General features: G+C 40.1%; 24 protein-coding genes and 1 pseudogene. 1 reads left to right on the top strand and 24 read right to left on the bottom strand.

Annotated features, from left to right (window positions below):
- Positions 1-38: 38 nt before the first annotated feature.
- The 17 genes and pseudogenes from ACGG81_RS05120 to ACGG81_RS05040 all read right to left on the bottom strand — a co-directional run bounded on the left by ACGG81_RS05120 (position 39) and on the right by ACGG81_RS05040 (position 16,873).
- A complete protein-coding gene (locus tag ACGG81_RS05120) occupies positions 39-701 on the bottom strand; it encodes an HD domain-containing protein (RefSeq protein WP_117576300.1) in 663 nt (220 codons plus the stop codon).
- 18 nt (positions 702-719) lie between these two features.
- Positions 720-1,820 (bottom strand): annotated as a pseudogene (locus ACGG81_RS05115) (PhoH family protein).
- Positions 1,821-1,863: 43 nt separating this feature from the next.
- Positions 1,864-2,367, bottom strand: a complete 504-nt coding sequence (locus ACGG81_RS05110; protein WP_318265110.1) for a CarD family transcriptional regulator — start codon at positions 2,365-2,367, stop codon at positions 1,864-1,866.
- 486 nt (positions 2,368-2,853) lie between these two features.
- The gene (locus ACGG81_RS05105) at positions 2,854-3,240 is read right to left on the bottom strand and encodes a hypothetical protein (RefSeq protein ID WP_318265109.1); all 387 of its coding nucleotides are present in this window, start codon (positions 3,238-3,240) and stop codon (positions 2,854-2,856) included.
- A 284-nt stretch (positions 3,241-3,524) separates the two neighbouring features.
- Positions 3,525-5,969: an ABC transporter permease gene (locus ACGG81_RS05100; protein WP_390109940.1), complete on the bottom strand. Its 2,445-nt coding sequence runs from the start codon at positions 5,967-5,969 to the stop codon at positions 3,525-3,527.
- A complete protein-coding gene (locus ACGG81_RS05095) occupies positions 5,966-6,640 on the bottom strand; it encodes an ABC transporter ATP-binding protein (RefSeq protein ID WP_006426335.1) in 675 nt (224 codons plus the stop codon). Before ACGG81_RS05095 ends, ACGG81_RS05100 begins: the two co-directional genes overlap by 4 nt.
- A gap of 177 nt (positions 6,641-6,817) precedes the next feature.
- Entirely contained in the window at positions 6,818-8,083 is a 1,266-nt protein-coding gene (locus tag ACGG81_RS05090; RefSeq protein WP_390109933.1) for a sensor histidine kinase, read from the bottom strand.
- Positions 8,059-8,748, bottom strand: coding sequence for a response regulator transcription factor (locus ACGG81_RS05085; protein ID WP_390109930.1), 690 nt, complete (start codon positions 8,746-8,748; stop codon positions 8,059-8,061). Before ACGG81_RS05085 ends, ACGG81_RS05090 begins: the two co-directional genes overlap by 25 nt.
- A gap of 20 nt (positions 8,749-8,768) precedes the next feature.
- Positions 8,769-8,957 (bottom strand): tRNA (uracil-5-)-methyltransferase, encoded by a 189-nt coding sequence (locus ACGG81_RS05080; protein WP_202030777.1) that lies wholly within the window; start codon positions 8,955-8,957, stop codon positions 8,769-8,771.
- Between the two features lie 96 nt (positions 8,958-9,053).
- Positions 9,054-10,424, bottom strand: coding sequence for a 23S rRNA (uracil(1939)-C(5))-methyltransferase RlmD (rlmD, locus tag ACGG81_RS05075; protein WP_390109927.1), 1,371 nt, complete (start codon positions 10,422-10,424; stop codon positions 9,054-9,056).
- A gap of 149 nt (positions 10,425-10,573) precedes the next feature.
- Positions 10,574-10,813: a hypothetical protein gene (locus ACGG81_RS05070; RefSeq protein WP_016439235.1), complete on the bottom strand. Its 240-nt coding sequence runs from the start codon at positions 10,811-10,813 to the stop codon at positions 10,574-10,576.
- A gap of 118 nt (positions 10,814-10,931) precedes the next feature.
- Complete coding sequence (gene pcrA, locus ACGG81_RS05065; RefSeq protein WP_317343700.1) at positions 10,932-13,157, bottom strand: DNA helicase PcrA; 2,226 nt, start codon at positions 13,155-13,157, stop codon at positions 10,932-10,934.
- A 76-nt stretch (positions 13,158-13,233) separates the two neighbouring features.
- Positions 13,234-13,614, bottom strand: a complete 381-nt coding sequence (locus ACGG81_RS05060; RefSeq protein ID WP_117576318.1) for an SdpI family protein — start codon at positions 13,612-13,614, stop codon at positions 13,234-13,236.
- Positions 13,615-13,620: 6 nt separating this feature from the next.
- Entirely contained in the window at positions 13,621-14,367 is a 747-nt protein-coding gene (locus ACGG81_RS05055) for a DUF3784 domain-containing protein (protein WP_270458436.1), read from the bottom strand.
- 18 nt (positions 14,368-14,385) lie between these two features.
- Positions 14,386-14,820 carry a DUF3887 domain-containing protein gene (locus tag ACGG81_RS05050; protein WP_390109923.1) on the bottom strand — a complete coding sequence of 145 codons (435 nt, stop codon included), beginning with the start codon at positions 14,818-14,820 and terminating at the stop codon, positions 14,386-14,388.
- Complete coding sequence (locus ACGG81_RS05045) at positions 14,817-16,130, bottom strand: sensor histidine kinase (protein WP_390110341.1); 1,314 nt, start codon at positions 16,128-16,130, stop codon at positions 14,817-14,819. The genes ACGG81_RS05050 and ACGG81_RS05045 overlap by 4 nt, the downstream gene beginning before the upstream one ends.
- A gap of 38 nt (positions 16,131-16,168) precedes the next feature.
- Positions 16,169-16,873: a LytR/AlgR family response regulator transcription factor gene (locus tag ACGG81_RS05040; RefSeq protein WP_390109921.1), complete on the bottom strand. Its 705-nt coding sequence runs from the start codon at positions 16,871-16,873 to the stop codon at positions 16,169-16,171.
- A gap of 186 nt (positions 16,874-17,059) precedes the next feature.
- Between ACGG81_RS05040 and ACGG81_RS05035 the strand changes: the two genes are divergently transcribed.
- Positions 17,060-17,671, top strand: a complete 612-nt coding sequence (locus ACGG81_RS05035; protein ID WP_008976236.1) for a DUF1836 domain-containing protein — start codon at positions 17,060-17,062, stop codon at positions 17,669-17,671.
- 90 nt (positions 17,672-17,761) lie between these two features.
- On the opposite strand, the gene rplT is transcribed toward ACGG81_RS05035, so the two are convergent.
- The 7 genes from rplT to ACGG81_RS05000 all read right to left on the bottom strand — a co-directional run bounded on the left by rplT (position 17,762) and on the right by ACGG81_RS05000 (position 24,657).
- On the bottom strand, positions 17,762-18,118 hold the full coding sequence (gene rplT / locus ACGG81_RS05030; protein ID WP_008976237.1) for a 50S ribosomal protein L20: 357 nt from the start codon (positions 18,116-18,118) through the stop codon (positions 17,762-17,764).
- Positions 18,119-18,150: 32 nt separating this feature from the next.
- A complete protein-coding gene (gene rpmI, locus ACGG81_RS05025; protein WP_008976238.1) occupies positions 18,151-18,348 on the bottom strand; it encodes a 50S ribosomal protein L35 in 198 nt (65 codons plus the stop codon).
- Between the two features lie 35 nt (positions 18,349-18,383).
- A complete protein-coding gene (infC, locus tag ACGG81_RS05020) occupies positions 18,384-18,878 on the bottom strand; it encodes a translation initiation factor IF-3 (protein ID WP_008976239.1) in 495 nt (164 codons plus the stop codon).
- Positions 18,879-19,269: 391 nt separating this feature from the next.
- On the bottom strand, positions 19,270-20,139 hold the full coding sequence (locus ACGG81_RS05015; protein ID WP_008976240.1) for a DegV family protein: 870 nt from the start codon (positions 20,137-20,139) through the stop codon (positions 19,270-19,272).
- A gap of 11 nt (positions 20,140-20,150) precedes the next feature.
- Positions 20,151-21,536, bottom strand: coding sequence for an MATE family efflux transporter (locus ACGG81_RS05010; RefSeq protein ID WP_016439242.1), 1,386 nt, complete (start codon positions 21,534-21,536; stop codon positions 20,151-20,153).
- A 259-nt stretch (positions 21,537-21,795) separates the two neighbouring features.
- Positions 21,796-23,160 (bottom strand): spore germination protein, encoded by a 1,365-nt coding sequence (locus ACGG81_RS05005; protein WP_008976242.1) that lies wholly within the window; start codon positions 23,158-23,160, stop codon positions 21,796-21,798.
- 177 nt (positions 23,161-23,337) lie between these two features.
- Positions 23,338-24,657, bottom strand: a complete 1,320-nt coding sequence (locus ACGG81_RS05000) for an NlpC/P60 family protein (protein WP_390109915.1) — start codon at positions 24,655-24,657, stop codon at positions 23,338-23,340.
- Between the last annotated feature and the right edge of the window lie 154 nt (positions 24,658-24,811).

The following is a 24,811-nucleotide window of genomic DNA, read 5'->3' as shown; positions in this document are numbered from 1 at the left end:
AAATTTTTCCACAAATGAGAACATACAGGTATTGCAAATCACAATACTTTTCTTTCATTGACTGTAAACTTAAAATGCATCCCCAGCATCTCCGAAGCTCTCCTGCACATCAACATTCGTTCTGTGAAAATTTCAAAATAGTCTAAAATAGAACATGTTTCTTCATCCAATTCTAAATTCAAATGTATCTCTTGTTTCTCCGGGTTCGCTGCAAGTTCTGTTGAAAGCACACCATAGTTCACCCGGTCATGAATATCAAAACTTGATTTCTTTTTATTTCGTACGCGGTTTCTGCGTACATCGGTTTTGTCTGCCAAAATAATTGCTGCTGACACTGCATTTACCGCAGTTCCAGTTTCTTCATCATGGTTTCCAATTGCAGAAATCACAACTGAAATATCTTCTGCATCCATTCCAAGACTCCTTAGGATCTGCATTGCCATAATTGCTCCACTGTGCGCGTGATCCGAGCGATTCACACAATTCCCTATATCATGCATAAATCCTGCAATTTTACACAATTCTATCTCTCTTTTTGAGTAGCCCAATACTTCTAACAGTTCTGCTGCCCGTTCAGCTACAATCACAGCATGTTTCTGCGAATGATCTGTATAGCCAAGAACCCCCAGTATTTCATTTCCCATTGTAATATACTGATTAATTTCTTTGTTTTCCCTTATGTCCCGATACGTTAAATTCAATTTTTTGCCTCTGTCTTTCTACATTCTTTGTATTGCATCCATAGCTAATTCTGACCGTTCACATTCTTCTGCATTGAATGTGATTTGATAACAGAATGGACTTCTCTTCATATGCTCCGACGCATAACTCAATCCATTTGTCTGCTCATCCAGATATGTATTTACAAAGGATCTTCCTCGGATAAAATTCATCGCCTCTGTTTCAATTAATCCTCTTGCAAATAACTCATCGATTTTCGCATGCAATTCTTCTTCATTTTTATACCGCTCTTCTTCATCAGAATCGATCAACTGTTCTAAATTATCAATAATCGGGCGCATTAATGGTGAGATTTTCTCTTGTTCTGTTCCCGGAAGATAACCGATATCGTCATCAATGCTTCCTGCAGGAAATACTGACCGACATTTCTTGGGGACACACCATACGGTTTACTTTTTTTATATTGCAATGGAACTACTTTTGTTCCATCAAAACGTCCAAGCTGTACTTTTTTCGTAGATTGATCTGCTTTTAAGATCAGAAACTGATTCATCTCCGGCATGACTTGATGACGAATCCCATCTTCTCCCATTTGATAAATATATTCCGGTTTGATTCCTTTCTTTTTGAGCTCTTTAAAATGCTCTTCCTCTACATAAACTTCCATCCTTCCACTATACTGTTCTTCTTTCTTTGCTATTCTGTCTGTTGTATAATCCTGAGCTGTGATAGAAAGCATCTGCGCCTTGATTCTAAGAAGCATATCTTTTGTGACCAAAATAGTCTGTTCTTCCGGATAATCTTTTTGAAGTCCCAAACATACCTTTAATATCCGATTGTCCATCTTATCTTCAGGCATATCCGGTGGAAGTTGCATACCAACATAATTTTTTTCTATCCGGATGATTCCTCCCTGCTCCGTATCTACACCCGCTACAAGATTGCCTTGTATCAGAAGATTTTCCAAGTGGCGAATCGCTTCTCTGGCATTTCTCCCCTTTTCCTTCTCAGAATTTTTTTAATCCATCAAGTTCTTCCAATACTGTCATTGGAATCACTACTTCATTATCTTCAAAATTCAAAATTGCCTCGGGTGCATGAATCAAAATGTTCGTATCCATTACATATATTTTCCTCATAGTTATCTTCCTCATATAATCAATGACTCTCATATCTATCTTGTTATGCACATTCGATTTTCTGATTATATTGTGCACACTGTAACAAAAAATTATAATCACACTCTAACACTTCAGACATCTCTGAAAACAAATAACACTCCGCTTCTTTCAACCATCTTGCATCCCCGAGCGAGATGTGATTTTTTTGCCGTTTTCTTCGATACATCTTAATCAACTGAATCAACATTACCGCATCATCTTCCCTGACAGCCTGATTTTGTATATCCATTCTTTTTTGTGGATTTCTGTAACAGATCAGTTGTTCTTCCGGTTCAATGCAAAAGATTTTTTCTAATTCTTTCTTTGTCTTTAGCGGTCGTACATGCATCTCTATTTTATCTATCGGAATATATACTACTTTCACATTACTTTGAATCGGTTTCAGCCTGTAATAATATTTTTTCATTTTATCCATTTCTATTTGACAAATATCTTCTACTTCACATACTCCCTCTGGACAATGTACCACTTTTTCACCTATATGATATGTTTTCAATCTTAGCACCTCCAAAAAGGCTCTGTTCCATACAGAAACAGAGCCATCAAAAAACTATTCCTTAGACTTGAACCATAAAACAGCTTTTCTTTCTACATCTCCCATTAAATTTGTTCGTACCAAAGCTGTTTCACACATATACCTATCTCCTTCCAACAATCACTCTCTCTTTTTTCAAAATATCACACCGTTTCTATCTTTATCTACCTTACTAATGTAAAATTTAGATAGATATTTTGTAAAGTTCATTTTGGGCAATCAAATAGGCGCCCATTTCTGAACGCCTTACCATACTCTATATCTACAACTATTGATATCATTTTTTATTTCTTTATTTCAGATTACTAACCTTGCTTATAAATATAATCCACTTAAAAAAGCTTCTAAGCTTTCTACATCGTTTTTTGTAGCAGTACAATAGTTTCACAGAACATATTTTATCGCAAGGCTTTTAAAAATGGAATAGATTTTACCAAACGACAGTTTTCAAAAAACTTATCTGTCAAAAATTAATTTCTCCCACGGTTCATATCCTGCCATGTAGCCGAATTCTTCCTCATTTCTGAATCCTTCAAGAAGTTTTTCTTTTACACCATCTAATATAGCTTCATCAATATCTCTGAACTTCATATGCTTATATAAACCGGACTTTCTAAAATCATACATAGTACCCACATTATCAAGAAGATGTTTTACCACCTTATATGTTCCCTCTACATCTTTCCCTGCACATACAATATCAAGCATTGGCGAATACTCATTATATTTTCCCATTTCCAATGTATGTGCAACTGCCTGTACCTTCCCTGACAAAAATCTCGCATAACCGATATCATTTTCCCGCAATGCCAGTCCAGCCATTGTGGAAAGAACATGTTGCATGATTAATCTGCTGTTTTGGCTGCCTTGATACTTCTTAGGTTGACGGCTAGATACGCATTAGAGATGTCTCCATCCAAATACTGTTCTAGCAAGGGATTTTTCCCTTGAACCCATCATTTATGATATATGGTGGCGCTTTTCGCCCCCAAATAGTGAAAGTGGGGGCACTTTCTGCCCCCACTCAGGAAATGTTGCTAAAATACTGTTTAGATTTATCATACATACAAAATGGAAGTTATCTATTTCTCCTCTTCGTTAAGACCTAGTTCATTACATATTACTTGCTATCCCTGATACCTTATTCTTTCTACCAGCGTTTCCTTTTTCAGATTACTGCTTAAAACGCAGGAAAGTACAATCTGCAACAGACCGACCAAAAAAATCATAATAAAAATTGGTACGATTGGAACATGATAGATATTCATTCCAAATATTCCATTATGTTTTGCATAGGAAAAAAGTGCATAGCCGAGCGGCAGACCAATGATCAAAGCTACGCATATGGTACCAACCGTAAACATCATTCCCTGTAACTGCAGACATAAATTTAATTGTTTATTTGTCATACCCACAGCCTGTAATACACCATATTCCTGCTTTTTTGTCGTAATATTCATGATTATGGTGTTTGCCATATTCATAAAACCGATGAGTCCTACAACCGCCATAAACAGATAACAGCCAAGCTTCATCATGCGAGCTGTGAATTCTGCAGATTGTAACTGTGCATGATAGGTATCCATTTTTATATGCGAAGTATTAGAAATCAAAGTATTCAGACTCTGTTCCACAGATGCAACATCTTTTTTATCACAGTCCACCCACAGATAGCCATAGGCTGTTCCCCTCGGATTCATGGAACGGTATACACCTTCCGGAATGACAAGATAAGTGTCCGCGCTTACAAAGGATCCTGCAATCTTTCCCTGATAGGTATAGGTTTCACTTCCATTCTCAAAGTCAAATGCAATGGATTCACCCGGAGCATATCCATCTTGTTCCATCCACATCAACCAACCAAAGAAAATTTCACCATTCTTTACCGCCTGATCATAGTCCATAGAGCCAATATCCCCGTCTTGGCGCATAAAATCAAAATCATTTTTACTCACAATATCAGCCGGAAATCTTGTTCCGTTCAGATTTACAGAGACAATCTCTCTCGTCATGACATCTGTCACTCCTGGAATGCTTTTGATTTCTTCAATCATTGAATCATTCAATGGATTATCCGTCAGAATCGTATCCAGATTATTCTCCGGATATCTTTCATCGTACTCAGCAGAATAGTCAAGCTGCAATTCAAATTGTCCATGATTAACGGAAAGACGTGCTTCATGCTCCGTATCAATATTTCCTACATAATTAGAGATAATCACAAACAATGCGCAGGAAAGCCCCAGTGTGAGGATGGTACCAATGGTTCTTTTTGGATTACCCGTTATATTTGCCATTGCCATAGAAAACACGGTGACATTTTTTCTGCCATTTCGTTTTCCTTTTTTGTGTGTTTCTGCATTTTCTAAATACCGTGTTGCTTCGATAGGTGAAATCCGTGAAACAATTTTCATTGGTTTACGCAGCGCCAAAGCAACGGTAAAAAATGACACGAAAATACATAGAAGCATAACAGGCAGGGAAAACAGTGGCATCTGCTGATTTTGGACTCCCATAGAGCCAGTTCCGGTTGATACAAGGTTTCCCTGTTCTACCAGCCAGTTAAAACCGCATTTTGCAATCAGAAAACCAAGAAGCAATCCAACTGGTATTGAAGAAATTGTCAAAAACATACCCTCTCTGAAGATCAGTTGTTTCATCTGCTTTTTTGTCGCTCCCAGAGCCTTGATTTTTCCATACTCCTGTATCTTGTTGGCAATACCAACCTGAAAAATATTATAAATGACCACAACAGAGAAAAGTACAATTGCAAGAATCAAAACCCCGCATACCGCAATCGTTTCATAACTCGGCTGCAAGACCCATTGCAAATAGAGATCATTGACTATAACGTTTTTTTCTTCGATCCCACAAGCTGCTGCAATCTGCTTTATAACCGAATCAATATTATTCATAGATACATTTGCAGAATCATTTAAAGTAAAATAAATATTATACTGTCTGTCATTCTCTGCGACGTGCTCATCATAAAACTCCTGCGACCCGAAAGCAACATAAGATGCCTCGATGGTATACTCATCCCGATCATATAGGATTCCGCTGACAACAAATTCTTCCGGCTTATATTCTGACTGCATCCCTGCGCGGTAATCCAGTGTAACCGTATCTCCGATCTTTACATCACCATACCCCATTGCACGAAAAAACGCTCTTCCTGCGGCAATTTCCTGCATTTTTTCCGGATACTTTCCTTCCTTCAACTCATATTCTTTATTATAAGGAAGCATTTTTCTTGCAGTCTCATCCATGCAGACAAACCCGCCTTTTTCATTGCCTTTTATGATACCTTCGGTGCACATAGTGCCTGTAGCATCTATTTCCGCACGGCGGTTTACTTCTTTTAACTGCGATCCGTCTGCGGAAACAAACAGACCATAATTGCTTCCATATGATCCTGCCGCCTGACTTTTCTGTAAATGAATTCCCCCATTTCCCACAGTACTGATGATAACAAGCAGCATCGTGGTCAGACAGATTGCCATCATGATCAGTATACTTCTTGTCCTGTTCCTTTTGTCATTGCTATATGCAATCCTGCTTATTGTCTTCATCTGAAATCCACCACCTGTCCGTCCTCAATCACCAGAATACGGTCAGCGACCTGTGCAATTTCGTCATCATGGGTAATCATTACAATTGTCTGTCCATATTTTTTTGCTGTCATCTTAAGCAGAGCGATTACCTCATCACTGGTCTTAGAATCAAGATTTCCTGTCGGCTCATCTGCAAATATAATTTCCGGACGATTCACCAGTGCTCTTGCAATTGCTACTCTCTGCTGCTGTCCTCCGGATAACTGATTTGGCAGATTATAAATCCGATTTTCAATCCCCAGAGTTGCAATAATATCATTTACATACGCTTCATCCACTTTTCTTCCATCCAGCCCCAGTGGCAGTACAATATTTTCCCAGACATTAACAGATGAAACCAGATTAAATGCCTGAAAAACAAATCCGATTTTCCTTCTGCGGAAAACAGCAAGGGCATCTTCCTTCATCCTATATAAATCTTTCCCTGCCAAAGTAACACTGCCTTTTGTCGGGGTATCAAGCCCTCCAAGCATATGAAGTAATGTACTTTTACCGGAACCTGACTTTCCAACAATTGCGACAAATTCTCCCTGCTCAATCTGAATGTCCACCTGATTGACCGCTTTGACCTGATTCTCACCTGCGCCATAAAACTTACAAAGCTGCTTGGTTTCTAATATCACACTCATGTGTTGCCTCCTTTTCAATTCTGTAAAGCGTACCTTTTCAGCACGCTTTCTTTGCCTGTTTATATATTTGGTCATTTTTCAACCTACATCCAAATTGTATCAGGACAATCTTTCATTTCACTTTCAAAAAACGAGCAGAAATCTTACAGAATTGTAAGATTTCTGCTCACTTAAAATTTAACCAACATACGGTAATTGAATCACAAACGTGCTTCCTTTTTTCTTTTTGCCGGAGGTTACCGTAATCATACCTGCGTGCTTTTCGATAATTTCTCTCGATAGAAAAAGTCCGATTCCTGTACCACTCTTTTCCATGACCTCCCTGGAACTTCCTCTGTAAAATCGTTGAAAAATTTTGTGATACTCATTCTGCGGAATACCAATTCCCTGATCCTCAATTTCCATTCTTACAAGATCGTTTCTTTTTTGTAACCGGATAAATATTTTTGAACCACACGGACTGTACTTGACCGCATTATCCAGAACGTTGATCACAGCTTCACCAAGCCACCTTTTATCCTGCATAATCGTGCATGTTTCCAGCTCTTTTTCATAGTCAAAAACGAATTCAATTTCTTTCTCATCCGCTTTAGGATAAGTGCGGTTCACAGCAGATATGACAGTATCCATAAACGGAAGTTTTTTCTTATTAATCTGAATCAGTCCAGTTTCCATCTTGGATATTTCAAGAAGCGACTGCAATAATGTCTCCAGTCCATCCAGAGCACTCCGGCAACGGATACGAAACTCCTCCTGTTCTGTGGCACTTAAGTCATTCTGCATCAGCACACTAAAACATGTATCCAAAGCTGCAACCGGTGTCTTTAACTGGTGAGAAATATCAGAAACCATTTCTTTCGTGTTCTCCTTTTCTGCCCTTGCTTCTTCCTTTATCAACTGAATATGATGTCCGATTGCTTCAAGCTGGTCATTCAATTTTTCCAGTTCTGCATGATTTTCCGTTTTCAGTAAATCATCAAATTTATTTTCACGGAATCTGATCAGAATTTCTTCCAACTGGTCTAAAATTTTCTGATGACACGCATCTTCTTTTTTCTTCCAATAAAGTAAAAAAGTCAAAAGAAGCACGCATATCACAGTGCTTACAGCACCGGTCACCATAACCTGATGCCGGAATTGCGAATAAAATGCATTCCCTTTATTCCCCCAGTATCCATATTGCTCCAATAATTGCTTTCCCTGTTCGTTGGTTTCAATGTCCTTATCCTTAAGCAATTCCGAAACAGCATCCAGCCCGGAAAATTCTTCCTTTGCAGCAATCTCTGTCATAAGATTCATTTTATATTTATAATCTTCATAAAACACATACGTGGTAAAGCAATTTAATATTGCAAACAATAATATGACAGGTAATACCAAGGAGAGCACTACTGTAATCTTCTTGTGATATCTCTTTGTCACTGCCTTACCTCCTGATTCCATATATACCCAAGACCTCTGATATTCTTTATATAGACCGGTGCAGCCGGATTGTCTTCGATTTTCTCACGGAGTCTTCTGATATTTACAGCGATTGTATTTTCATCCACAAAATCCCCTTCCAGATCAAACACATTTTCCAATATTTGTGTTTTTGAAAGAATCTGTTTCGGATTCTGAAGAAAAAAAGTCAGCATTTTCAACTCCGTTTTTGTCAGACTGATTTCACGACTCTTTATCAGGACTTTCATTTCTCCTGCGATAAATACGATATCTCCCGAAATCATCTTTCCGGCTTCCGTTTTCTCCTGTCTGCGGCGGAAATGTGCTTCTATTTTCAAAAGAAGTACCGAAAGACTAAACGGCTTTGTAATATAATCATCTGCCCCTGCTTCATATCCCATGACCTGATCCATCTCCTGATCTAGTGCTGTAAGACAAATAATGTATGTATTATAATTGCATCTCATCCACCTTACAAATTCCAGTCCATTCCCATCCGGAAGATTCACATCGCAAATGGTAACATCCACATTCTGATCACTTGCAATTCTTTTCGCTTTTTTCACTGATTCTGCTGAAAAAACCTCATATCCGGATTTTTTCAGTGAAAATGTAATTCCACGATTTAAATTTTCATCATCTTCAACCACGAGTATACCTGGCATAGCATCTGCACCTCTCTTTATTAACTATTCATCTTAAAATGCTTCAATGCCTCCACAATTGCACTCTCTTTATCTTCTGGACACTGCGGTTGCCTGCTATCTTCATTTTTAGGTAAATTATAATTCTTTCCAACCTCAATTCCGCATTTTCTCTTTACCTGTGAGATATACAGATTGGAAACCTTCATGCCGGCATTATGTTCAGCCACATACTTCTTTATCTCATCATATGTAGCCTTAGTCTCTGCAGATGTTATATCCATATCATCAAGTTCAATCGTGACATTAATGTAATCATCCGGCTTTTATTTCAGTTGGGACAAAAGAACAACCGTCTCCACATGAACGGTCTGACAAAATTGATCCACCGCCGTGCATTTCACCACCCGGTATCCTCTCGCCTGTATCATTTCTAAATCTCTTGCCAAGCTCGTAGCCTTGCAGGAAATATACACGATATTTTCTACTCCATAATCAAGGATCTTCGGCAACGCTTTCGGATGAATCCCATCCCTAGGCGGATCTAACACGATCACATCCGGCTTCTCTTCTATTTCATCTAATACTTTAAAAACATCTCCCGCAATAAATCTGCAATTATGCAGTCCATTCCGCTCTGCATTTTCTTTTGCTGCTTCCACAGCTTCCTCGATGATCTCGACTCCGATCACTTGCTTTGCCACCGGCGCCAATACTTGCGCGATTGTCCCGGTTCCGCTGAACAAATCATACACGGTCATATCGTGGATATCTCCGATATACTCCCGCACAGTGCTGTAAAGCACCTCAGCTCCTCTTGAATTTGGCTGAAAGAAGGAAAATGGTGTGATTTTAAATTCCAACCCCATGATTTTCTCATAGAAATAGTCTTGTCCATAGAGAATCTTTGTCTCATCACTCTGCACCACATCGGATAAGGAATCATTCAAAATATGCAGAATTCCGACAATCTTGCCTTCTACCGGAAGCGCCAGAAGTTTTTCCACAAGCGGAGCCAATTCATGCTCTTCCTGTGTTGTTGTGACAAGATTTACAAGAATTTCTCCAGTCGTATCTCCTCTCCTTAAAAGAAGATGGCGCAAATATCCGATATGCTGCATTTTTTTGTAGTAGCTGACACCTCTCTCCTTGAAATAGTCCAGCACACAACTTAAAATCTGTGTCATGTCTTCGTGAACTAATTTACAGTCAGAAGCGGTCAGTACATCGTAGGTGCTTCCTTTCTTGTGAAGTCCGAGAGAAAGCGGCCCGTCCTTATATTCATCCCCAAAGGAGAACTCCATTTTATTGCGGTAAGCAAATTCCTTCGGGCTTTCTTTTACTCCCTCAAAGGTATAGGAATACCCATCCACAGCCGCATCCATGATCGATTGGATCTGTTCCGCTTTCATCTTCACCTGTGCCCGATAATCCATGGTCTGATACATGCAACCACCACAGGCCGGAAAAATACTGCACACCGGCTCTCTTGTCTCTAATGCAGACTTTTCCATTACTTCCAACAGACGTCCTTCCGCTTTTCCTTTTCTCAGCTTATTGACACAAAACCGGATCTTCTGCCCCGGAATCCCATTTTTTACAATGACAGGCTTCTCTTCCCCATCCACTTGCACAATTCCTTTATTTGGGAATTCTACTTTTTGAATCATCCCCTCATAAACTTGTCCTTTTTTCATCTATCTGTATTCCTTTCTCTTACAGTTCTATTGAGCAATCAATTGCTCCACTCTATATTCCCATTTGCACATTGTTTTCCTTACAAGTTCTCCAAAAACTTCCTCTGCAAGAAAAAGGCGGGACTTTTTGTCCCGCCTTATTGCACTTTCTAAATCTCGTCTTCTTCACTAAAGAAATCGTCATCAAATTCATCATCGAAATCTTCTTCAAAATCTTCCAGATAATCTGGTGTGAAGAAACAATATACTGCGTAAGCGATTCCTGCGATTGCTGCAACTGCACCTACAATTGCAAGTACCCAAAGAACTGTATTCTTTGTTTTGTCATCTTTCTTCTTTAAAATGTCATTTAATTTTGATGCTGCAATAATATCTTCTACTCTGTTCATACTTGCCACGTCCTTTCCGATTTCCTTACTTTTCAAATGGATTTCGCTTCCATTATTATAGCACTAACAAGGGAAGATTGCTATAACATTTCATATATTTTTCCCAATTTTATTTTTTCTATACTTTTTGTAATTTCGCAAAAGATGCAAACATCTTTTTTGTCCCTGCGCTGTCAAAATCGACACTCACCTCGTAATCTCTTCCACCTTCCGTGATCGCAGTCACCGTACCTTCTCCGAATTTCATATGACGGACACGATCACCGACACCATAGGAAAGTCCTTCCCCGCTTTTGACTCCAAACTGCTGTACCGGTTTTGAGATCATAAACGGTTTTGCTTGAAAAGACTGTTTTGCCTGAACATAGGAATTCTGTTTCGGCAGTTCCAGCTCTTCTTTCTCCACAATTTTCCCGGTAGACAAAAGCTGCGGCGGAACTTCTTTTAAAAACCTTGACATTTTATTATATTGTGTCTCCCCGCGAATCATACGTCTTCTGGCACAAGTCATCGCAAGTTCTTTTTTTGCCCGGGTGATTCCGACATAACAGAGTCTTCTCTCCTCCTCGATTTCTGTCGGATCATCTGCTGTAATGGTCATGTAGCTTGGGAAAATCCCATCTTCCATCCCTGCCAGATAAACGTAAGGGAATTCCAATCCTTTTGCACTGTGCAATGTCATCAGCACAACATAATCGCTTTCTTCATCCAAGCTGTCAATATCTGCCACCAGCGCCACTTCCTCTAAAAATCCGGAAAGTGTCGGAAGCTCCTCCTCACAGGATTCTTCATATGCAGCGATTTTATTCAGAAATTCATCGATATTCTGGAGACGTGCTTCTGCCTCCTCTTCTCCTTCTGCCTTCAGTTCTTCCACATACCCGGTTTCCGTAAGGATTTCTTCCATCAGTTCTGTAATCGAAAGATGTTCTGCTTCTTTCCGGAAATATTCGATCATCGCCGCAAAAGATTCTAGTTTGGAAATACTTCTTCCCAATCCCGGAACAAGATCGGCAGAACACAGTGCTTCGTAGAAACTGATTCCTCTCTGCTGCGCTGCCTCCGTAATGCGATTGACTGTTGTAAGACCAATTCCTCTCTTCGGAACATTGATGATCCTCCTCACTGCAAGATCGTCTTTTCCATTATCAATCGTTTTTAAATATGCAAGCAGATCTTTGATTTCCTTTCTCGCATAGAAATTGACTCCGCCGACAATCTTGTATGGAATATTGGCTGTGATCATTTTCTCCTCAAACAGACGGGATTGTGCATTTGTACGGTACAAAACTGCATGATCACAGTAAGCTGCTTTTCCATTATCTACGCGTTCTCTGATATCTCCTACAATATATTCAGCTTCATCGTAGGCGGTGTCAAATTGGCGAAACTGGATTTTTTCCCCCTCTCCATTTTCCGTCCAAAGTGATTTTGCCTTTCTTCCTACATTGTTTTTGATCACCGCATTTGCCGCATCGAGGATTGTGCTCGTCGAACGGTAATTCTGCTCAAGTTTAATCACTTTTGTATGTTCAAATTCTTTTTCAAAGCTTAAAATATTCTGAATGTTTGCCCCGCGGAATTTATAGATCGACTGATCATCATCTCCGACTACACACAGATTTTTATATTTTGCCGCAAGAAGGCTGATCAACTTAAACTGCACGGTATTGGTATCCTGATACTCATCTACCATAATATAGCGGAAGCGATCCTGATAATATTCCAATATCTCCGGCTGTGTCTGGAACAGCTGTACGGTCTTTACTAAAAGATCATCAAAATCCAGTGCATTGTTTGCCTTCAGCTGCCTCTCATACTCTTTGTAAGCCTCAGCAATCTTCTTCTTGCTGAAATCTCCATATGCATTCAATTCATATTCTTCCGGTGTGACCATCTCATCCTTTGCCGAGGAAATCGCACTTAAGATCGTACGCTCCCGATATGTTTTTGTATCAATCTGAAGCAATTTGCATACATCTTTCATCAAAGTCTTCTGGTCATCGCTGTCATAGATTGTAAAGTTATTGTCATATCCAAGCCGGTCAATATGCCTGCGAAGAATCCGCACGCAAGTAGAATGAAACGTACTTACCCAGATACTTTCTGAGCCAAATCCTACGATATCATCTACACGCTCCCGCATCTCGCCTGCCGCCTTGTTTGTGAACGTGATTGCAAGAATATTCCACGGATTGATTCCTTTCTCCTCAATCAGGTATGCAATACGGTGCGTCAGCACCCTTGTTTTCCCAGATCCGGCTCCTGCCAGTATAAGAAGCGGTCCCTCCGTGTGAAAGACCGCCTCCCGCTGCTCTGCATTTAATGTATCATATATACTCATAGTTTTATGACTCCTTATCCCTTACTGCTTATCCTATTATACCAAACTCTCCGCGAAACGCAATGCCAGAAATCTTTTATCGCTCCTCCCCGTTCCGATCAAATTTCTTCTTCAGCGCTCTCTCTACCGGAATGATCGTCACAAGCAGAACTACACACTGTCCCATACAAAGTACGATCGATGTCGTATTAAATATCTCTTCTCCTGCGAGATAAGAAAGTATAGTCGCAAAGGCTGTGACCAGAGCCACACCCCAGCCAATCCGCCAGCAGATTTTTCCCCAGTAGGCATTGGCGAATTTCCAGGTCTTTTCATTTTTCATTGACATCGATGTACGATAGCCGCAAAGTGCGTTCACATCCTTGGGAAAATGAATTCCTTTGAACAAATAGCCTAAGACAAGCATTGTCACAGGTACAAGCATGTTACAGATAAATAAAAACCAAAATTCTGCCATATGTGATCACCTCTCTGAAAATATTTTTAATTTTTCATATAGTTCTTTTGTCCTCTCCGGTGTCTTGTCATTGACAACGATCGTTTTGTCTTCTGTATCGATCACAACATATTCTCTGCATGCGTTGTAACTGTACAGACGATAATTTCCAAATCGCTTATTTCGGAACTGCCCTGCCTGAATCCTCACAGAACCATTTCCATTCGTCCGCCTTCCAAGATCCAGTTCTTTTTCGTAATCCACAGAGAGAATTTCCTTCTGCTCCAGCGTATATCCAGGAACAAGAAATCCTGACAGACGAATTTTATCCTCTTCAAATTCTATGTTGACAGAACCTGCAAATATTGGTACCCCTGTCAAAACTGCTAAGATTGTCAGGATGATCAAAGAATACCGTCTTCCATTTCTTCTTTCTTTTGCAATTTTTTCTTTTTCTGTCTCAGACATTTCTTCTGTTTCTACATAACAGTTATTTGTCATCAGCAGAATATAGCCGATTCCAACAAACATAAGGATCATAGATATCGTCAGAAAACCCTGAGTCATATCTTCCTTTGCAAAATTAAGAAACAGAAGGCTTACTGTGATGATCGTCCATCCCTTCGCCATTGTTCTATTCAGCTTTTTCTCATCATATTTTTTCTTTTCCTCTGCGCTCGCTGTGTTATAGCCTGCGATGAGCCATCCTCCTTTTCCCGTCCAGAAAAGAACTCCCATCACCGCAAAAACAGCGAAAATAATCCATCCCAACATAACCATTCTTTCCTTCCCTTATTTAATGTAAAAACCTTCCATCTTCATCGCCTGATTAAACGTGATCGTATACTGTGCTTTCCCATTTTCATAAGATACTATACTGACCGCAGTTGCGTACTTTTCCTTCGTCTCTGGATTTTCGGTTCCACGCACAACTGTCTTCTCAATTTTTTCCGGCTCACCCAATTCTTCCATCACAGGCTGCACTGCATTTCTTAAATCCTCCTCTGTAAGTACCGTCACAAGCTTTGCACTCTCATATTCCTCTATGATCTTTTCATAGTCCCCCTCATGGATAAGTTCGATAATCTCTTCTGCCGTCTTTTTGACCGTCTCTTCCACAAAACGGTCTGACAATGGTTTTTGACCGGAACAGCCTGCAAAAATCATTGCTGCTGCACATCCGGCACATACAAATACGTGCATCCATTTTTCTGTACATTTTTTCATATCCATTTCCTCTTTTCATTGAACTCTGCTTTTTCAGTCATTCCCGGGAATTTTGGCATCGTCACGATACAGACATATTTCCCATCCATCCTTTCTCGCTGAAAGCTGCCGTCATACTTTTTCAACACTCTTGTCACATTCTCCAATCCGATTCCCATATGACCTTCCTTCTTTTTCTGACATAAGGACATCGTATTTTCAATGCGGATCACATTAAATTCATGAATGCTGTCCGCCCGTATCACCACTTGCTTCTGCTCTGATTCCTTCGCCGCCTCAACTGCATTGTCCAAAAGATTCGCAAAAACAGTTGTAAGATCACTGTCTTTCATTCCCTCCAAAGCAATCGCACCGATTCTCGCATCAAATGTTACACTTGCTCTATTTGCCGCCTTTTCTTTATCGTTTAAGATAATATTTAGCAGACGGTTATCGGTATAGTATTTGTGACCAAACATATTTAACATCTGATGTACATCTCCTATATATTCTCTTGCTCGCTCTTCTTCTCCTGAGCTTTGGAGCTGCTCGATTACAAGAAGATGATTTCTCATATCGTGAATAATCTTCCTGGATTCTTGATACTTCTGCTCTATCTCCTCATAATACCGGCACTGCATCTCCTCTTTCTGATTTGCCAGATTCAGCTCATTTTGAAGAGAATTGGTCTTCAAAATTTTTGCAAGCAAATATGTCATACATCCATTCATCACAAGCAGCAATACAATATTAAAGACTACAAGCTCCATCCCGTAAAGCTGAACATAGATTCCCGAGAACACGCAGATGGAATAGAAATACACTATACTGAATACCGGAACGATCAAAAAAACTATATACTGAAACTTTGTCAGACTGCTCGCTCTTCTTCTTCGGGAAATCCACACGAAACATTTTGTCACAAAAATCTCTGCCACAATCTTCAAAAGGATCATCACATTTGCCTCCCGGTAAGTGATAAACAAACCTAGGCGTGCATAGATGCTTCCCAGACCATATATGACAATCCCCTGACATAGGATCAACACTGTCACATATACGCAGCTGTAAAACATCTGTATCTGGTCTGTGGTAAATAGAAAATAGCAGGCCAGTATACATCCAGCCACTGTTATCAGTGCTCCCGCCCCTGCATTTCCCCACCGATAAATCACATAACAAAATGTCATGCTATGCAGAAAAAATACCACCAGATAGCACCATTTCGGTCTATGGATGTTTCTCGGAAGGCAACTTAAAAAATAATAGATCATCGTGTGGATTACGATTAATTCTACGAAATTCAACCATACATTTACGGCCAAAACCATTCCCACCTCTCTTCCTGTATTTCTTACGACAGATCATCTTAAATACACCCTGCAAGGAATTTATTCAGCAGTGACCGAAATTCTGTTGATTTTTTCTGAGAAAGCGGGATCAGACTGCCATCCATCATCCGGATATCATACCCTTTCACCGCTTTGACATAAAAAAGATTTACTACAAAACTTTTATGAGGCACTGCAAAATCGTATCCTTTCATCCGCTCAGCAATCTCTCGGATCCCTCCGCGAATGATCAGATTTTCCTTTTTTGTCTTTACATACACTCGGCGTTCCCGGTATTCAAAATAGTAAATATCATTGATCCTTACAAGTTCTGACCCATCCTTTGTCTCAAATCGAATACTGATCTCATCTTCTTTTTTCCTCTTCTGATAATAGGAAATCGCCTCCTGCAGCTGTGCTTTTACCTGCTCCTGGCTCACCGGTTTCAAGAGATAGGCAAATGCATGAACCGCAAAAGCGTAATGCACATATTCCGCATAACTTGTCACATAGATAATTTTTACATTCTTGTCCTTTTCCCTGAGAATCTTCGCCGTCTCAATGCCATTCATCCCATCCATATCAATATCAAGAAAAAGAATGTCATAGTTCTGATCGGACTCCACTAATTTCTCACCGTTCTCATAGCAGTCTATCTCTTTTGAGATACCGGCTGATAAAATCATCTCTTTTAACCGCATGACGCTCTCTTTGTCATCATCACATACTGCAATCTTTGGCATCTCTTCTTCCCTTTCCTTTCTATCGCCATTATACGCTTTCCCCAAACTGTATTTCAAGCTTCCTGACTGAAATACAGTTTTTCGTACCTATCATCCGGATTTGATCCAATAGTTTTCTTAAAACTACCTATATTTATGTTGCTTCCTCGTTTTCAATACTATATACTAAGACTATGAGGTGATGACATGACAATTAACACAGAAGATATCCTAAACAGTATTTTAGAAAGTATTTCAAGAATTGACTATGTAAAGGCAGATGAGATTCCAAATATCGACCTATATATGGATCAAGTCACAACTTTTATGAATGACCACATGAAATCCTCCAAGCGATATGAAGACGATAAGATTCTCACAAAAACAATGATCAACAACTATGCAAAGAATGAACTTCTCCCACCTCCTCTGAAGAAAAAGTATTCTAAAGAGCATGTGATGGTTCTCATTTTTATCTATTATTTTAAAAATATTTTATCAATCAAAGATATTGAGACATTGCTCAAACCGATCACAGAGAACTACTTCCACACAGATAAGGAACTGTCGTTCACAGATCTCTACGAGGAGGTGTGCAGCCTTGAGAAATCCCGCATCGATCATCTGAAAGAAGATATTACAGAAATTTACCGCACTTCTTCTGAAACCTTTTCTGATGCGGATGAGGAGAATCGTGAATTTCTCCGTCTGTTTTCTTTTATCTGTACATTAAGTTTTGATGTATATGTCAAGAAACAGTTGATTGAGAAACTCGTTGACGCACTCCCGCCTTCCGATAACAGGAAACATAAAAAGTGATTTTTTTCTTTGCATTATAAAAAGGCAGCGTATTCCACGTTTGTGGTACGCTGCCTCTCTTTAAAATCTGATTGATTTTCTATCTCAAAATTAAGCTAATTTAGATTTTGCAACTTCTGCTAATGTAGCAAATCCCTGTGCATCATTGATTGCCATATCAGCTAAGATCTTTCTGTTCATCTCAACTCCAGCTAATTTTAAACCGTACATAAATTTGCTGTAAGATAATCCATTGATTCTTGCAGCTGCGTTGATACGAGCGATCCATAACTGTCTCATCTGACGTTTGCGCTCTTTTCTTCCTGCGTAAGAAGATGTGAGTGCTCTCATCACTGACTGTTTTGCAACTCTGTATTGTTTAGATCTGGCTCCTCTGTAACCTTTCGCCAGCTTTAATGTTCTATTGTGTTTTTTTCTAGCGTTCATTCCGCCTTTAATTCTTGCCATGTCTTTCTAATCCTCCTTCAATTCTTCAAATCTTATAAGTATGGTAAGATTTTCTTCATATTCTTAACATTAGTAGCATCTGTGATAGTTGCCTGTCTAAGATTTCTTTTTCTCTTTGTAGATTTCTTAGTTAAGATATGGCTCTTGTAAGCTTTATTTCTTTTTAATTTTCCTGTACCTGTTTTTTTGAAACGTTTTGCTGCTGCTCTACTTGTTTTTATTTTTGGCATGATGTTTTTCCTCCTTAAATGTAGATTATTTATTTTTAACGTTTTTCAGTTAAAACCATGCTGATACTTCTGCCTTCGAGTTTCGTTGGCTTCTCTACGACTGCAATATCCTTTAACATATCTGCAAAATCGTCTAAAATATGCTTACTTGTCTGCATATGTGCCATCTCTCTTCCGCGAAAACGTAATGTCACTTTGACTTTATTTCCTTTTTGAATAAATTTCTTTGCGTTATTTACTTTCGTATTCAAATCATTTGTATCAATATTAGGTGATAAACGCACTTCTTTGACATCCACCGTTTTTTGTTTCTTCTTTGCTTCTTTTTCTTTTCTTGTCAACTCATATTTGTATTTACCATAGTCGATAATCTTACAAACCGGTGGCTTTGCTGTTGGAGCTATCTTCACCAAGTCAAGCTCTGCTTCTGCTGCTAATTTCATAGCTTCTCTTGTTGACATGATTCCTAATTGTTCTCCATCTTCCCCGATCAGACGAATCTCCTTGTCTCTGATCTGCTCATTAATCATTAAATCGCTAATAGTCGTGCACCTCCATAAACTAATCTCTCATACTCTTTTAACGCAAAAAAAAGTGAATAGCTTCGACTATCCACACAATACAATCCTATAACTTTCTACATTTACGAAAGTGACAGTTCTTATATTAACCGAAGTCACCCGATTGTGCTGCGGTGAGAGTGGATACTCTACTTTCTTTTTCGTTTTACACAAGATGTATCATACTACATTCTCCACAGACTGTCAACTACTTTTTTGAAACTTATTAGATTGTTTCCAAAACTCCTTCTATTTGTTCTAGGATATACCACTCTGTCCTGGGATATACCGCTCACATACAAAAACAGGATACCGTATGAGCAAAATATTTGCCCCTCAGCATCCCGTCTTTCTATTTTCTCTATCGTTTGTTTCCCATAAAACAGAGCGCTACAACTCCTGTCCCGGTATGAGAGCCGATAACTGTTCCGACATAATTAATCAAAATATTGTGAATCCCAAACCGCTCTTCTACCAATTTCCCCACATATCTGGCATCTTCTATACAGTCTCCATGGCTGATCATGATCACATCGTTCTCTTCCTCATATCCCTTGATCTGCTCTGCCATCGCATCCACCAGAATATTCAATGATTTTTTACGCCCTCTGACCTTTCCGATCGGAACAAGCTTCCCATTTTCATCCATGTGGATGAACGGCTTGATATTGATCATAGACCCGACCACCGCTGACGTTCTGGAAAGTCTCCCTCCTCGATACAAATGATTCAGATCATCCACCGCAACATTATGGCAGATATGTAACTTGTTTTTCTCCACCCATGCTGCTACTTCCTGCAAAGTTTTGCCTTTTTCCTTCATGCATCTCGCTTTGTGATATAATAACCCTTCTCCGACCGATGCACAGAGGGAATCAATCACGCAAATTTCTGCCCCTTCATACATTTCCTTCAGTTCTTCTGCCGCGATCCTTGCGCTATTATAACTTCCACTCAACCCGGAAGAAAAAGCAATGTGGAGAATGTCTTTTCCTTCTTTCAATATTCCCTCGAACAACTCTCTCACCTGTTCTGGATTTGCCTGAGAAGTCGTCGGCATTGCCCCATTTCGCATTTTTTCATAAAAAACTGCCGGTTCCAGACCATTTAGATCCTCATAAGTCTCCCCTTCTATCTCATAGGAAAGCGAAACTGCCTGTACCTGATGTTCTCTTAAATATTCTTTTGGAAGATCGACTGTGCTGTCCGTTGTTATCACATATTCTCTCATAGATGGGCCTCCTATTGTTTTCTTTTCCCCATCATATCATTATTTCCGCAATTACGCAAAAACTTTCTTGTGATCGTCAAAAATAAGACACTCGTCACAAATACTGCAATAATATCCGCAATTGGTTCTGCATAGTAAATTCCGGACACTCCGAAATATTTCGGGAGAATGATTGCCAATGGCACGAGCAAAATCACCTTTCTCAAAAGTGCCGCAAACAGTGATAACTTTGCCTGCCCCAGTGCGATAAACGCGCACTGACATGCCATCTGGATCCCAAAAATCGTAATTCCAAAGAAATATACCGGCATGACACTTGCTGTCAGATCCACAAGTTCTTTTTTATCTGTAAACATTCTCGCAAAGAATTCCGGTCCAACAATCGCTGAAATCCCAAGTGTCATCGATGCCGCCAGACAGATAATAAGCATTCGCTTAAATGCGCCCATCACCCGTTCTCTCTTTCCTGCACCAAAATTATAGCTGATGATCGGCTGCACTCCCTGTGAAACACCCTGAATCGGAACAATGATCAACTGCATCACACTCATCAGAATGGACATCGTTCCAACATACAGATCTCCGCCATATTTCTGAAGCCCATTGTTCAATACAACCGTCACAAGGCTTTCTGTGCTCTGCATAATAAACGGGGAAATGCCGATTGCCGCAATTGCCCCTACGATCTTTTTGCTTAGTTTCAAATATTTTTTTCGGATACGGATAATGCTTTTCTTTGACATGAGGAATCTCACTACCCAAACTGCACTGACTGCCTGAGAAAGAATTGTGGCAAGCGCTGCACCTTTCACTCCCATATCAAATAAGAAAATAAAAATCGGATCCAACACAATATTAATTATTGCTCCGATCAAAACGGACAGCATTGCAACTTTTGCATTTCCCTGACCGCTGATAAATGTATTCAGCCCGATTGCAAGCTGTACAAACACTGTACCCACTAAATAAATCGTAATGTACTCCTGCGCATATGAGATGATGTTATCACTTGCTCCAAATGCATATAAAATTGGTGTTTTAAAAATCATAAAGAATGCAGTCAGCACAACTGAAAACAAGAGCAGAAGACTCGTACTGTTTCCAAGTATCTTTTCCGCTCCCTCATAATCTTTCTTTCCCAAATGAATAGAAGCAATCGGTGCCCCTCCCATTCCGGCGAATGCACTGAACGCCGAAATAATAGTAATGATCGGGAATGTGACCCCCACACCGGTAAGTGCCATATCTCCATGTCCCGCTATATGTCCGATATAAATTCTGTCTACGATGTTATAGAGAACGTTGATCAGCTGTGCTGCAACTGCCGGAAGCGCCATACTTACAATGAGTTTTCCAAGCTTCTCGGTCCCCAGTTTTTCATCTTTACTTTGTTCCATTTCAACTTCTTCCTTTCTCTTTTTTCTCTGACATCCCTGCTACCAAAATTTTTGGACAAATAAATACTGATATTTCTGGGGCTTCAGAAATATCAGTTCTATCTGTCACTGTATTTTATTATAACAATCTTTTTCATGCGATTCAATTCTTTCGCTATATTTTATTTACTTTTCACATTTCACTTCTGGATTTCTTTGCCTTTCCTCGTCTGTATGGCAGCGTATTCCTTCTGCTGTCTTTTACCTGACTTGTCAATTTTTAGTTTTTACTGATTCTCAAATAACTTCTCCCCGACAGCGTCTTATTACAAACGATCGAAACAATTACGATCACACATCCTATAAGAAATCCGATCCAGTTAAACATTGCCGTCAGAACAAGAAGTAACAGTCTCATAAATTTTAACGCATATCCAAGTTCAAAATTAGGTTGTGTATAGTTTGCAACCGCGACAAACGCCATATACAGCATCACTTCAGAATTAAACCATCCGGAGCGCACTGAAAATTCTCCCATAACGATTCCTGCGATCACACTGAGCGGTGTACTCAGCATGCTTGGTGTATTCATTGCCGCCAAGCGAAGTCCGTCAATAGCAAGTTCCAAAATGAGCAACTGAAAAATCAGTGGAATATTCACTGTATCTTTGATCGCCACAAACGCAAACACTTCCGGAAGCCACTCAAGATTCTGCATAAATAGTAAAAACAATGGTGTAACAAACACTGTGGCAATTGTGATCAACGCACGTGACACTTTCAGATACACATTCGTAATAGTAGGAAAATAGTAATCATTTGCCTCTTCGATCATATCTAAAATTGACGTCGGTAGTATCATCGCTGATGGGGAGTTGTCTACAAGAATCACAACTTTTCCCTCCAGCAGACAAGACGCTGCTGTATCTGGCCTCTCTGTGAATTTAAATTTTGGAAACGGATTGAACCACTTCCGCTTAAACAGTTCTTCCGCAAGCGTCTGCTGCGTCATCCGCAGAGCATCTACATGAATTTTTTCCAATCTGCTGTTCAGATTTTTCAGCAGTTCTTGATCGACCCGGTCATCCATATAACAAATCGCCACATCGGTCCTTGAACTCTCTCCTATCTCTGTCATTTTCATGATCAGATGCGGATCGCGGATTCTTCTTCTCATAAGCGCCGTGTTAAAAACAATCGTCTCCACAAATCCATCTCTTGGGCCACGCAGAGATTTGTCATTGTATGGCTCATCTACTCCCCTGGCGGGATAAGTGCGGCAGTCAATCACAATACATGCTTCATAGCCATCTACAAAAAGGCAAGTAGTCCCCGATAACAAATTTTTGATGATTCCATCAAATTCAGAAAGTGTATCGACCTCTACGTAAGGTACGAGCAACCTGGAAAACTCTGTAGCACTGTCTGGCATTTTTTCTTCTGTCACTGAAAAAAAAGAGGTCATGATCTTTAGCATTGTATCATCCTTTGTAAACCCGTCGATAAAGAAAAAGCTGCTTTTCTTTCCGCCGATCACAATATCTCTCTGTACAAGGTCAAAACTCTCTTTTACAGGCAGAACTTCATTCATATAAGCGACATTCTCCTCCAATGTCCCCATTATTTTTTTCTTATTCTCTTCCATGCAATCTTCCTCCTGCTTTTACCTGATTAGGATTGCCGGATTTTCTTCAAAATATTCTATTCGATTTTCTTTTCACAAACCGCGATTGCTCATACAAAATGTATTTTTACTCCATAAGCTGCAATAATTTTTCTACAAAAAAGGATGAACGCTCTCTTTCGTCCATCCTTATCTCCATTACCAGCAACGTACAAATGTATGCGCCGCCCAGTCTACCGTTGAAATTTTTACTACATCTCCTTCTTCCGGTGCATGGATCATCTGACCATTTCCAATATAGATTCCCACATGCCATCCATAATATACAATATCTCCCGGAAGTGCCTCCGAAGCAGATACTTCAACTCCTGCTGCTCCCTGATCCCAGGAGACACGTGGAATAGAAATCCCTGCTGCCGCATGAGCCGCCTGTACCATACCGGAACAATCAAATCCTGCTGTTGTCGTTCCTCCCCATACATATGGGATTCCAAGGAAACTATATGCCGCACTTACAATCTGCTGCGCCGCACTCTGATTTTCTTCCGGGGTCTCCGGCTCTGCTGGTGTCTGTGGCTCACTTGGCATCTCCGGCTCTGCCGGTGTCTGCGGTTCACTTGGCGTCTCTGGTTCTGCCGGTGCCTGTGGCTCACTTGGTGTTTCCGGCTCTGCCGGTGCCTGTGGCTCACTTGGTGTTTCCGGCTCTGTCGGTATTTGTGGCTCACTCGGTGTCTCCGGCTGTGCAGGTGTCTGTGGCTCACTCGGTGTCTCCGGCTGTGCAGGTGTCTCCGGCTGTGCAGGTGTCTGCGGTTCACTCGGTGTCTCCGGCTCTACCGGTACTTGTTCTTGAACACTTTCATCTGGCTGTGCAGGTGTTGTTTCTTCTTTTTCTGGATTATCCGTCTTCTCTGCTTTTCCTTCCGCCTGACGTTTTTCCGCTACCGCCTGAGCAGCTGCAAGTACTTGCTGTTCTTCTGCCTGCTTTGTCTGGATAGTCGTTGTCAATGTCTCCTTCTTCACATTCAGTTCTGTATTCATTTTCTCCAGAGATGCCTTATCCTTTTCCAATGTAGTCTTCAGATTCTCAATCTCTTTTTTCGTATCAACATATTCTTGAAGTTTATCTCTGTCATAAGTATAAACTGCCTGCACATATTCTGCCTTATTCAATGCGTCCCCGGCCGACTCCGCATTGATAAATTTCTCAAGTTCTGTATCTCCGGCTTCATACATGTATTTAATACGTAACTTCATATCTTCATACTGCTTTGCTGATTTTTCTTCCGCCTGCTGCAATTCTTTGGAAGCTTTCTGGATCTCTTCTCCTTTTGCGATCAGTTTTGTCTCTAGGTCTGCCATCTTTGTCATCACCTGTTCCAATTCACTTTGGAGATCTGACACGGAACTTTCTTTCGTCTGTTTTTCATTTTCCTTTGCCGGAGCGGCAAATACAGGTGTTACCGCCATCGAACCGACTAAAGTCACTGCCACAACTGTCTTCCCAATTCTCTTTCTCATACGTTTTCCTTTCTCTTTTGAATGATTTCCTGTTAATACACAAAAGAGGGTTGATAACTTCAACCCTCTCCTCTTCAACTATCAAGTAGCACATCGTGTTTCTCCAAATATACAGAACACTTTTGAAAGCTCTCTGATCCTTTTTTATTCTCTC

This window comes from Faecalimonas umbilicata, from assembly GCF_042846195.1.
In the GTDB taxonomy this organism is placed as follows: Bacteria; Bacillota; Clostridia; order Lachnospirales; family Lachnospiraceae; genus Faecalimonas; species Faecalimonas umbilicata.
Note: the sequence above shows the minus strand (reverse complement) of the source record. Positions and strands in the feature narration are given on the sequence as shown.